The sequence below is a fragment of the Parvularcula dongshanensis genome, assembly GCF_014199615.1.
Classification (GTDB): Bacteria; Pseudomonadota; Alphaproteobacteria; order Caulobacterales; family Parvularculaceae; genus Parvularcula; species Parvularcula dongshanensis.
In genome coordinates this window covers 43764-55404 of record NZ_JACHOB010000002.1, presented here as the reverse complement: position 1 = coordinate 55404, position 11641 = coordinate 43764, and the positions used below count along the sequence as shown (strand labels likewise).

The 11641-nt window shown below is 70.1% G+C and carries 8 protein-coding genes; 2 read left to right on the top strand and 6 right to left on the bottom strand.

Annotation, left to right across the window (positions count from 1 at the left end):
- Positions 1-34: 34 nt before the first annotated feature.
- The 3 genes from GGQ59_RS05910 to GGQ59_RS05900 all read right to left on the bottom strand — a co-directional run bounded on the left by GGQ59_RS05910 (position 35) and on the right by GGQ59_RS05900 (position 3944).
- Positions 35-2332, bottom strand: a complete 2298-nt coding sequence (locus GGQ59_RS05910; RefSeq protein ID WP_183816868.1) for a hybrid sensor histidine kinase/response regulator — start codon at positions 2330-2332, stop codon at positions 35-37.
- 86 nt (positions 2333-2418) lie between these two features.
- Positions 2419-2943 (bottom strand): DUF302 domain-containing protein, encoded by a 525-nt coding sequence (locus GGQ59_RS05905; protein WP_183816867.1) that lies wholly within the window; start codon positions 2941-2943, stop codon positions 2419-2421.
- Positions 2943-3944, bottom strand: coding sequence for a patatin-like phospholipase family protein (locus tag GGQ59_RS05900; protein ID WP_183816866.1), 1002 nt, complete (start codon positions 3942-3944; stop codon positions 2943-2945). The genes GGQ59_RS05905 and GGQ59_RS05900 overlap by 1 nt, the downstream gene beginning before the upstream one ends.
- Positions 3945-4143: 199 nt before the next feature.
- On the opposite strand from GGQ59_RS05900, the gene GGQ59_RS05895 reads away from it, so the two are divergent.
- Positions 4144-6915 (top strand): response regulator, encoded by a 2772-nt coding sequence (locus GGQ59_RS05895; protein WP_183816865.1) that lies wholly within the window; start codon positions 4144-4146, stop codon positions 6913-6915.
- A gap of 130 nt (positions 6916-7045) precedes the next feature.
- A complete protein-coding gene (locus tag GGQ59_RS05890; protein ID WP_183816864.1) occupies positions 7046-7300 on the top strand; it encodes a GlsB/YeaQ/YmgE family stress response membrane protein in 255 nt (84 codons plus the stop codon).
- Positions 7301-7322: 22 nt separating this feature from the next.
- Here the strand turns inward: GGQ59_RS05890 and GGQ59_RS05885 are convergent, their stop codons facing one another.
- Genes GGQ59_RS05885 through GGQ59_RS05875 form a run of 3 tightly spaced genes read right to left on the bottom strand, consistent with a single transcriptional unit; the run spans position 7323 to position 11638 of the window.
- On the bottom strand, positions 7323-7712 hold the full coding sequence (locus GGQ59_RS05885) for a cytochrome c-type biogenesis protein (protein WP_183816862.1): 390 nt from the start codon (positions 7710-7712) through the stop codon (positions 7323-7325).
- Positions 7709-9700 (bottom strand): heme lyase CcmF/NrfE family subunit, encoded by a 1992-nt coding sequence (locus GGQ59_RS05880; RefSeq protein WP_183816860.1) that lies wholly within the window; start codon positions 9698-9700, stop codon positions 7709-7711. The genes GGQ59_RS05885 and GGQ59_RS05880 overlap by 4 nt, the downstream gene beginning before the upstream one ends.
- Before the next feature lie 51 nt (positions 9701-9751).
- Positions 9752-11638: a glycoside hydrolase family 2 protein gene (locus GGQ59_RS05875; protein WP_183816858.1), complete on the bottom strand. Its 1887-nt coding sequence runs from the start codon at positions 11636-11638 to the stop codon at positions 9752-9754.
- Positions 11639-11641 lie beyond the last annotated feature (3 nt).

Genomic DNA, 11641 nt, shown 5'->3' with positions numbered 1-11641 from the left:
TAAGGAAGCGACGGCTCATGGACTTACGAGAGAGTCAGGCGCGCGCTTCGCTCGTCTCCGTTCCCGTCATCGCGTCCTCGGACGGCGCGGTCCATGCGATGAGTACGTCGCGAAGCGCGTTCTTGCGGACAGGCTTGTGGATGACGGCGTCCATGCCCGCGGCGAAGCAGGCGGTCCTGTCCTCTTCCATGACGTGGGCGGTCGCCGCGATGATGGGCAGGGGCGGGGTTCCGGCTTCGGCCTCCGCCGCGCGGATGCGGCGGGTGGCTTCGAGGCCGTCCATCTCCGGCATGGAGACGTCCATGACCACGACGTCCGGCCGCTTCGTCTCGCATTCGCAGAGCGCTTCGATGCCGTTCGCCGCCACCCGGACCTCGGCGCCGAGCCCCGCCAGCATGGTCTTCAGGACCATCTGATTGACGACGTTGTCCTCGGCGACGAGCACGTCGAGCCCGGGGGGCAGGTCGCGCCGCAGGCGCTTCGCGGCCGTGCGCGCCTGCTTCGCCGAGCGCTCGTAGAGGACGTTCGCCACCGCATCCATGAGGTGGCTCGCGCGGACGGGCTTCTTGACGAGCGCCGCGTAGGCGGGGCTGTCCGCGTCATCGAGTCCCACCACCGGACCGTCGAAACCGCCCGCCTTGAGGGCGCTCGCGAGGCCGGCACCGCCGCCTAGAAGGGCGAGGTCGAACTTGTAGCCCGATGCGAGGCTCGACAGGGCCGCCCCCTCGTCCGCCGCCGTCACGACGCGCATGCCCCAGCGCCGCGCATGGTCGGCGACCCGGCGGCGAGACGCCTGATCGGGCTCCAAGATCAGGACGCCGATGCCGCGAAGGCTCGGCATGTCCGTCTCCTCCGCCTCGGCGTCCAGGGGTAGAACCAGCTTCACGGTGAAGCACGACCCGGCGCCGAGCTCGCTGCGCACCGCGATCGTGCCGCCCATGAGCTCGGACAGGCTGCGGCAGATGGAAAGACCGATCCCCGTGCCCGCGTAGCGGCGGGTGGCGGTGTTGTCGGCCTGCTCGAACTTCTCGAACATCCGCTCCTGGACCGCGGCCGGTATGCCGATGCCCGTGTCCTCGACCTCCATGGTCAGGCTGGCGGCGCCGTCCTGCACGGTGCCGCCGATGCGGACGACGACGCTGCCGCTCTCCGTGAACTTCACCGCGTTGCCGACGAGGTTCGTCACGATCTGCCGTACGCGTCCGCCGTCGCCGACGAAGCGCTCGGGCAGGCCGGCCTCGTACTCGAGCTTGAGCGTGATGTCCCGTTCGCGCGCTTGGTTGGACAGCAGGGTGATCACGTCCTCCACCGCGCCGCGCAGGTCGAAGGGCTCGGGTACGATCGTCATCTTGCCCGCTTCGATCTTGGAGAAGTCGAGGATGTCGTTGATGATCGTCACCAGCGCGCTGCCCGAAGAGACGACGATCTTCGCGAGCTCTCGCTGCTCCTTGTCGAGGTCGGTCTCGAGCAGCAGCTCGGCGACGCCGATGACGCCGTTCATCGGCGTACGGATCTCATGGCTCATGTTGGCGAGGAAGTCCGTCTTCGCCCGGCTCGCCTCGCTCGCCGTCTTGGCGGCGCGCTCGGCCTTGAGCCGGCTCACCTGCAGTCCACGGACCATCCGCTCCAAGGAGGCGGCGAGCGCGCGCGTCTCGACGGAGCCTTCGTGCGGGATCACCGCATCGAAGTCGTCCCGCGCGACGCGTTCCGCGGCTTGGGCGAGCGCCCGCAGCGGGCTGCAGACGGAGCGGGCGATGATGATGCTGGCGACGAGGGCGATCCCGAGGAAGGGCAGGCCGATCGCTGCGTCCCGCGCCATGAACTTGAGCGCCGTCCGCATGACGGGCGGCGCGCTGTCGTAAAGGGTCAAGGTGCCGATCACCTCGTCGGCCGTACCGCGCAGGGGCAGCACCAGAAGGACGCCGCGCTTCGCGTCGATCTCTCCGCGTCCGGTCCGCAGCGTCCGGGCTTGAAGCGGCGCTGCGGCTTCGGGAAGGGCGGAGGCCCGCTCGCCGAAGTGCCGTCCGCCGATTGCGACGTGCAGGAATCGCCTTTCGTCGCTGCGGTCGCCGAGGGCGGCCAGGATGTCCGGAACCGCATCGACCTGGCCGCGTCCGACTGCGCCTTCGATCGCGGTCGCGGAGAGCCGCGCTGCCGCCTCGGCCCGCTCGCGCAAGAGCGCTTCGTGCTGGCGGGTATCGCGGAAGGCATCGACGACGGAGAGGGTCACGGTAAGCGCGGTGACGACGCCGACGAGGGTCAGGACGAGACGGCCCAAGAGCCCGTCCTTCCTCAGGTCGAGGATCGCGTCCGTTCGTCCGTTCCGCTGCATGCCCCGGCCCTGCGCTGCGCCCAGGCGGGCGTAACAAGGCTAGCTGAAGAGGGGCTTAAGAACCGCGAAGAACCCCTGAAGGCGGCTCAGGCGCGGGTCACTTCGTCCGCGATCTCCGCAACGAGGCGCCCGATCCGACCGAGAAGCGGGTCCTCGTCGGAGAGGGGATAGGTCCTCGACAGGTTCGAGGTGCCGGTCATGGCGATGTAGGTCGCCTCGCCGCGCGTGTAGACGAGGGCCCGAAGCGGCAGTTCCGCCCCCATCAGCGGTACCGCCTCGATCAGGGGCGTCGCTGTCTCCGGATCTCCGAAGATCACGAGCGTGGCGAAGGGCAGGGCGGCGCCGACGCTCTGCGCCGCCGCGGCGTGGTCGATGACCGCGAAGACCGTCAACTCGCGCCGATCCAAGGTCTCGAGGAGGCGGGAGAGCGTCCCTTCGGGGCCGAACTCGCTGCGCGTGACGGTGAAGCGGTCCTGAACGATCACGTCTTCCGCCGCCTGCGGCTCGTCTTCGCTCAGAGGCTCATCCTCCGGTTCGGACTGAGCACAGGCTGCCAGCAGCAGGGCGCCTAGGATGAGGGCCCGTCGCCACCGCCCTGCTTCGTTTCGCATCAAAGCCTCCCTCGGTCCGCAGCCCCTGCAGAGTCCGCGCCGTCCGGACTCACGAGCGCCTCGATCTCGTCGCTGAGGGCCATCGTGGCCTCATAGCCGATCCCGCGGTAGTCCTCGAAGCGGTCGAAGGCGCCCGGCGGGCAATCCGCCATGTCGGGTGTGATGCGCACGTCGGCCACCTCGATCTGCGCCCGCGCCTCGGAAAGTTGCGCCTGCACGATGTCCAGCGTGGCGACGACCGTCTCCAGGAAATGAGGCTGCGCGGCCGACTTCGCCTTCATCATGGCGAGTTCTCGGTCGATCGTGTTCTTGGTGCCCTTGAGGAAGTCGGCGACCGATCGGGGCATGATGGTCTCGCCCGGAATGTGCGGCATCTCAACCGGCACCACGGCGCGGCCGGTCGGCCGGTCGAAGCGTTCGAGCACCCGCCCGGTCGTGTTGAGGTCCACCGAGATCACCCGGTCCGCGCCGAGGGCACGGGCGAGGCTGACCGGCACGGGGTTGGTCGCCGCCCCGTCGATCAGCCAGCGCACCTTGTCGCCGACCTGGTGCTGGGCGGCATGGAGCAGCATCGGCACCGCGGCCGAGGCCCGGCAGGCGTCGAGGACCGAACCGCGCGTCAGCCAGACCTCCTGGCCCGTCGCGAGGTCCGTCGCCACCGCGCCCCAGGGCCGGTCGAGGTCCTCGATCAGCCGGTCGTGCTCGCGGAACGCTTCGAAGGCCGGCCCGGGATCGACGAGGCCGCCGCGACCGAAGCCGTAGGCGAAGCTCGACCAGGAGGCGAAGCTGCCGATGCCGACCGCCCAGCGCTGGAACTCCTCCCAGATGCCCAGATGCCGCGCTGCGCTGACGAGCGCGCCGACCGAGCAGCCGGCCTGCACCGTGACCTCGACCCCAAGCTCGTCGAGCGCTTCGAGGACGCCGACATGGGCCCAGCCCCGCGCTGCGCCCGAGCCGAGCGCCACCCCGATGACGGGCCGCCCCTCGGAGCGCTTGCGCAATAAGCGCGCATGCGCGGGCGAAGGCGCTCGTTCTTCTCCGGCAGGCGCGGCCCCTTCCTTCGACATCGCTTCGGCGCTTTAACCCTCGGGTAACGATTGCTTGCGAGCAGTTAACGCTGCCCATTGGTTCGGCCTTACTACCACGGGGGCCTGAAGGGACAGTCAAGTCCTACCGGGGGCACGGATCAGGGAGATGGTCATGAGCAAGTCCGTCGCGGCGCTCGCGGAGTCCGGTTCCGAGGAGCCGGTGGTCACGTCGGCCGAGGCTGGCGTCGACGACCCTGTTCGCGCCGACCCGTCGGTCGAACCGACCACCGCCGCGGACCCCGAAGCGGCGCTCACCGTTCTCTTCGGCGAGGACGACGCCGACGACGCGCCGAGCGAACCTGCCGAGGCGCCCGTCGCGGAGCAGCCGCGCCCGCGCAAACCCAAGGCGAGGGCGAGCCTGCTCGAGACCCTCACGCCCTTCGTCCTCTGGCTGAGCCTTCTCCTCGTTCTCGGCAGCCTCGGCTACGCCGCCTGGATCGGGGGCGTCGACCAGACCGTCGCGCTCCTCTTCGGGGGCGGACTCCTCGCCTTCGGCACGCTGATGCTGCTCGCCTCGGCGAGTCGCGCCTACTCGCCGCTCCTGCTCAGCGGGCTGATGTTCCGAGGGCGCGGCAGGGGGCCCCAGCGGCGGGCGGTTCTCGCCGGTCAGGACATCCTCACCGCCCTCGGCCTCGCCGAGAAGATCCTCTCCGCCGACCCCGAAGCCCGGCTCGTCACCACGCGCGACGGCGTCGTCGTCTATGCGAACGAGGCCTACATGCGCATCGCGGAGGAAGCGGGCGTCGTCGGCGCGACGGGCCTTCCGCCGCGCATCGAGCGCCTCTTCGGCCAGGCTGGCGGCGAGAGCACGAAGATGTTCCGGCTCGCCCGCGCCGCCCGCTCCGGCGCGGAAGGCGACGAGGTCATCACCCAGGCGATGGGACGCATCGCGCCCGGCGACGCCGACCTGCCCCGCCGCCGCTTCGAGGTCGCGGTTCGCCCGATGGGCTCGGACGGCCGCCACGTCGCCTGGCGTCTGCGCGAAGTCCCGGTCGAGAACGCGCGCGACGACCTGCGCGCCGCCTTCGCGAACTATCCGCGCGCGGTCTTCGCGCTCGAACGCTCCGGCAACCTCGCCTGGACCAACGCCGCCGCCGCCAGGATGATCGGGCTGAGGCCCGGCGCGACCGTCGCGCTGTCCGACTTCGTCCTCGGCGAGACCTCCGAGCTCGTCTCCACGCTCTGGGACGCGGCCGGCGAGGAGGTCGAGGCCCGCATCCGGGACCGCGATGCGAAGAACGGGCCCGGCCATGCCGGCGTCGTCCTGACCGCCTTCGCCCGGGGCGGCATCGGCGAGGGCTTCGCCTGCGTCGAGATGCTGCCCAAGGGCGGGCTGGTCCGCGAGGCCGGCGCGCAGGAGCTGTCCTCGGACGTGGCCGAAGCGCCGATCGGGGTCGCCGTCCTGGAAGGGGATCCCGGCGCGGACGCCCGCATCACCTACTCGAACCGCCTGATGACGGACGCCTTGGGCGCGGAGGACGGGGCTTCCGTCGCGACGGTCCTTCCGCAGACGGCGCTGCGCGACATCGCAGCGGCGCTCAAGGCCCGCGCCCCCTCGCAGCCGCTCACCCGCCGCATCGAGCTTTCGATGGGCAAGGGCGCCCAGGCCCGGCTGTTCGAGGTCTATGCCCGTCCGATCAAGCGCCGCAGGGGCGCCTACGGCCCCCGCCAGACGGTGCTCTACGCGATCGACGTCACCGCGCAGCGCCGCCTGCAGGAGGACGCGACCCACGACGCCAAGCTCAAGCAGGTCGGCCAGCTCGCCGGCGCCATCGCGCACGACTTCAACAACCTGCTCCTCGTGGTCATGGGTTCGACCGAGCTCCTGATGCGCCGCCACTCCGCGGGCGACCCGTCCTATCCGGACCTCGTCCTCATCAAGGAGAACGCCCAGCGGGCGCGGAACCTGACGCGGAACCTGCTCGCCTTCTCGCGCAAGCAGACCCTCCAGCAGGAGGTCCTGAGCCTCACCGAGGTCCTGTCGGAGTTCACGCCGTTCCTCGCGCGATACGTGACCGAGCGGGTGAAGGTCGACGTGCGGCACGGCCGGGCCCTTCCGGCCGTCAAGGCCGACAAGGGCCAGCTCGAGCTCGCCCTCATGAACCTCGCGGTGAACGCGCGCGACGCCATGCCGAAGGGCGGCAACCTGACGATCGAGACCAAGACCGTCCGGCCCGACGAGGTGCGCGGCTACGGCTACGCGGTGCTGGAGGAGATCGCTTACGTCCTGATCGAGGTCGCGGACGACGGCACCGGCGTGCCCGAGGACATCGCCGAGAAGATCTTCGAGCCCTTCTTCACGACCAAGGGGGAAGGGAAGGGGACGGGCCTCGGCCTCTCCACCGTCCACGGCATCATCGGCCAGATGGGCGGGCGCATCTTCCTGCACAACCGCACCGCCCCTGGCGCGCCGACCGGGGCGACCTTCCGCATCTTCCTGCCCGCGCTCGGCGAAGAGGAAGCCCGCCAGGCCCAAGGCGCCAGGGCGCATCAGCCGAACGAGAACGCCGACCTCACCGGCAAGGGCCGCATCCTCATCGTCGAGGATGACCCGGGCGTGCGCAGCATCGTCGTGCGCGCCCTCGGCATGTGCGGCTACGAGATCGTCGAGGCCGAGGACGGCGACGAGGCGCTCGGCATCATCGAGGACGAGAAGCCCTTCGACCTCGTCCTGACCGACATCATGATGCCGGAGATGGACGGGCCGACCCTGATCGCGGAGGCGGGCGAGAAGCTGCGCGGCGCCAAGGTGATCTTCATGTCGGGCTACGCGGAGACCGCCATGCGCGACAAGCTCTCCGAGACCCAGGGCGCGGGCTACCTGCAGAAGCCGTTCACCCTGAAGAAGGTCGCGGCGACCGTGAAGGAAGCGCTTAGCGGCTGAGTCAGGCCCTGTCCCATTCCAGGACAGGTGCAGCGGTGACTGTACGCGACTGAACCTTGCCCTGTTGAATCGTGTTCAACTCCAATCGAGGGGCGGCAGTGGGCCGAGCCCGTAGTCTGGGAGAACACAAATGGAAGGTTTAGGTTGGTTCCTGACGATCATCATCGGCGGCCTCGCCGGGTGGATCGCAGAACAGATCATGAAGTCCAACATGGGCATCATCATGAACATCATCCTCGGCATCGCCGGGGCTTTGATCCTCAACGCCATTCTATTCGCCGTCATGGGCGGCACCTTCGGCGGGATTATCGGTCAGCTTATCGTGGCCGTGGTCGGCGCCTGTCTGCTGATCTGGATCGGCAGGCTCTTCCGTCGCAAGACCTAAGACGACGGGCTGCGGGCGGGGCTCAGTCCCCGCCCGTCTCCTCTTCGAAGGGCACGTCCGCCCCGCGCCGGCCCAGGCGCCAAACGACGATCCCCCCGACGCCGAGCAGCAGCACCGGTCCCCACCACAAGGGCGCGTTCCGGGCGTTGTGACGCGGCGCCAGCAGGACGTACTCGCCGTAGCGCGCGACGAGGTGCTCGCGCACGGCGTCGTCGCTCTCGCCCTTGGCCACCCGCTCGGCGACGAGGGCGCGCATGTCTGCGGCGAGCGGCGCGTCGGAATCCCGTACCGATTGGTTCTGACAGACGACGCAGCGCAGCTCGCCCGCGATCCGGTCCGCCCTTGCCGCTTTGTCGGCGGGAAGGGTCGGCCCTGTCTGCAGCGCCGCCGCCAGGATGAGCGCCGCGATCATTCGGCGGGTGCCAGGGCGGGGGCGCTCGGCCGCCGGCGCACCGCGACGCGTGCGGCCCTGTAGCGCGGGTCGGACAGCGACAGCGCGCCGCCCGCCGCCATCAGCACGGCGCCGCCCCAAAGAAGGTAGACGAGCGGATGGTGATACGCCCGCACGACGCGGGCCTCTCGGTTCTCGCCGCGCCCTTCGCCGACCGCCAGGTAGACGTCCGAGAAGCCGCGCGCGCCGACCGCCACTTCCGTCGTCATCTGCTGCGCCCCGGGATACCACCGCCGCTCGGGGTAGAGTTCGCGGAGCGTCCGGCCCTTCTTCGACAGCGTGAAGGCCGAAACCTCGGACAGGTAGTTCGGGCCTTTCGCTTCGTAGATGCGGTCGAGCGTCAGGGTGTAGCCTGCGACTTCCGCCGACTGGCCGGGGGCGAGGACGGCTCTCGTTTCTTCCGCCCAGATCGCCGTGCCGACCATGCCGAGCACGGCGACGCCCAGACCCGCATGGGCCAGGGTCCCGCCCCAATAACCGCGCGGCAATCCGCGCAGGCGCCTCAGGCTCTCGCGGGCTGGCACCTCGCCCGTGCGCACTCGGCGGGCAAGGTCGAAGACGGCGAAGAGCAGGATCCACAGGCCGACGACGAGCGCGCAGAGCGCCGCGAGGCTGCCGCCCTCGATCCCGTACCAGACAGCCGCGGCGATCATGGCGGCGAGGGCGGGGGTCCGGGCCTTGCGGACGAGGTCCCCGCTGCGCCCTCGCTTCCATGGCAGGAAGGTGCCTGCGGCCAGCGCCAGCGCGATGAGCGCGAGCAGGGGCAGGCCGACGGCGTTGAAGTAGGGCGGCCCCACCGTGATCCGCTCGCCCGTCGCGACCTCGATGACCGTCGGCCAGAACGTGCCGAGCAGGACCGTGAAGAGAAGGACCGACAGGAGGATGTTGTTGACGACGAGCGCGCTCTCGCGGCTCAGGCCCGCGAAGACTCCGGTGCTCGTCAGGCGTCCGCCCCGAAGCGCGAAGAGCAAGAAGGCGCCGCCCGTGTAGAGTCCGCAAAGAACGAGCAGGACCGCCCCGCGGTTCGGATCGTTCGCGAAGGCGTGGACGGAGGTGACGATGCCCGAGCGCACGAGGAACGTCCCCAGCAGCGAGGTCGCGAACGCCATGATCGCCATGAAGACGGTCCAGGCCTTCAGCGCATCGCGCTTCTCGACGACGAGCGCGCAGTGCAGCAGGGCGGTCGCGGCGAGCCAAGGCATCAGCGAGGCGTTCTCGACCGGGTCCCAGAACCAGAAGCCGCCCCAGCCGAGCTCGTAATAGGCCCACCACGCCCCCATCGCGATGCCGAGCGTCAGCGACGACCAGGCCAGCAGCGTCCAGGGCCGCACCCACCGCGCCCAGCTGGCGTCCATCCGGCCCTCGAGGAGGGCGGCAACCGCGAAGCCGAAGGCGACCGACATGCCGACATAGCCGAGGTACAAAAAGGGCGGGTGGAAGGCGAGGCCGGGATCCTGGAGGAGGGGGTTCAGGTCCTGCCCCTCGGTAGGCACGATCGGCCCGACGCCCCGGAACGGGTTCGACGTCAGGACCGTGAAGGCCAGGAAGCCGACGCCGACGAGGCCCTGCACTCCGACGACCCGCGCCCGAAGCGCGTCCGGCAGGCGGCCCGCCAGCGCGACCGCCGCGCCGAGGCCTGACAGCATGAGGAGCCAGAGGAGGAGCGAGCCCTCGTGACTGCCCCAGGCGCCCGCGAACTTGTAGAGCACCGGCTTCGCCGTGTGGCTGTTCTGCCAGACGTTCAGGAGCGAGAAGTCCGAGCGCAGGAAGGCGCTGACGAGAAGGCCGAACGCGGAGGCGACGAAGAAGGCCTGAAGCACCGCCGCGCTGCCCGCGGCCCTCATCAGGACCGGCTTGTCGCGGTGCGCGCCCCACAGCCCGCCCGCCGCTTGGAGCAGCGCGAGGAGAAGCGCCGCCAAGAGCGCGAGCGTTCCTAAGGACGAGGTCACGGGGCGAGGATGTGACGCCCGCGGCCTCGGCCCGCAAGTGCGACGGTGTCGCTACTCGCGCCCTTCCTCGGCGATCCGCTGATACTCTGCCGCGAGGACGCCGAAGGCCTCCTTCCGCTCCCCCGTCTCGGAGATGAGACCCTTCCGGTTCCAGCCCTGCTGATAGAGGGGGTGCTGCCGCCGCGGCGAGCGGAAGTCCTTGAGGATCCACGGCGACATCCCGGCCAGGAACGGCACCTCGCGCGCCATCTCCAGCGTCTCGCGGTAGACGTCCGCCTGATACTCCTCGGAGAACTTCCGCTCCAGCTTCGGATCGTGGAAGCCCGCGAGCGCGCCCGCCCCGAACTCCGAGAAGATCAGTGGCTTGTCCCAGACGGACCGCCAGCGCACCTCGCTGACCTCTTCGAGCGGCAGGCCGCCATACCAGCCATTATAGGTGTTGATCGCCAGCACATCGAGCGAGGCGGCGAGGGGGTCGGCGATCTCCGAGACGACCGTGCCGTCCTCCTCCTGGCTCTCCGACAGGAGCGCGGCGGTGACGAGACGCGTCGGGTCGAGGCGCCGCACGTCGCCGATCAGCGTCTCGAGGAACCGGTTCCGCGCCTCGCTCACCGGCGTCTCGTTCGCCACCGACCACAGCGCGATCGACGCCCGGTTGCGGTCACGAAGCAGGTTCTCCGCCACCATCCCCCGCGCGACGGCCAGGGTCGCCTCGTTCTCCCAGTCGATGCGCCAGTAGACGGGCACCTCCGACCAGACGATCAGTCCCATCTCGTCGGCGAGGCGCAGCGTCGCTTCCGAGTGCGGATAGTGCGCGAGCCGGACGAAGTTGCCGTGCAGCCCCTCCTTGATCTCGGTCAGGAGCGCGCGGGCGGCGTCCTCGGTCATGATGCGGGCCGGGTTCTCGCCCAGCTCCTCCTCATGCATGGAGATGCCGCGAAGGAAGATCGGCTCGCCGTTCAGCAGGATGCGGTCGCCTTCCACGGAGAGGGTGCGGAACCCGATGCGCTCCGGCAGGACGTCGTCTCCTGCGGCGACGCTCACCTCGTAGAGCTTCGGCGTCTCCGGGGACCAGCGTTCGAGCGCGTCCGGCGCCGGCGCCGCCAAGTGCGCGATGCCGGTCTCGTCGGTCTCCCCGCTGAGGGTCAGGCCGAGCTCGGGGACGCCTACCTCGACCGCCTTGCCGCCGGCGCCTGGGCCTTCCAGCTCCACGGTCGCGCGGATCTGCCCGTCCCGCTCCAGGCGGACCCACGCGTCGTCGACGAAGGTTTCCGGAACGGTCACGAGCCGGATCGCCCGCGTCACCCCGCCATAGGTCTCCCAGTCGGTCACGGGCGGCGGGACGCTCGCCTCGTCCCGGGCCGAGTCCACGCCGAGCACGATGCGGTTCTCGCCTTCCTTCAGGACGTCCGTCACCTCCATGGTGAACGGGGTGAACCCGCCCTCATGCTCGCCGACGAGCTGGCCGTTGAGGTAGACTTGCGTTCGGTAGTTCGCGGCGCCGACGCGGATGAACGCGCGCTCGCCGCGCTTCGGCGCGGCGTCGAACGCGCGCTGGTACCAGACGAGGCCCTGATAGTGACGCATCTCAGGGGCGTGTTTCGTCCAGGAGCCGGGGAGGGTCGCTTCGGGCGAGCGCCGCATGTCGTACTCGTAGAGCGCGGTCGGGTCCTGCCGCGTGATCTCGTCCACATCCCGCGGATCGTAGCGCCGGTGCCCCTCGCCGGCCTCGCCGCCGTGAAAGCCGGCCATCCCGTCGCGATAGGGATCGATCGAGTAGGTCCAGGTGCCGGAAAGATCGGTGCCGTCCCGCGCCTCCGCATTGGTCATGACGAAGCGGGGCAGGGCGGCGCCACCGGCTTCGCTCTGCGCGGACGCGACGGGCGCGCAGCCAAGCGTGAGGCAGAAGGCAGCGATCATTGAGAGACGTCTTTTCATTCC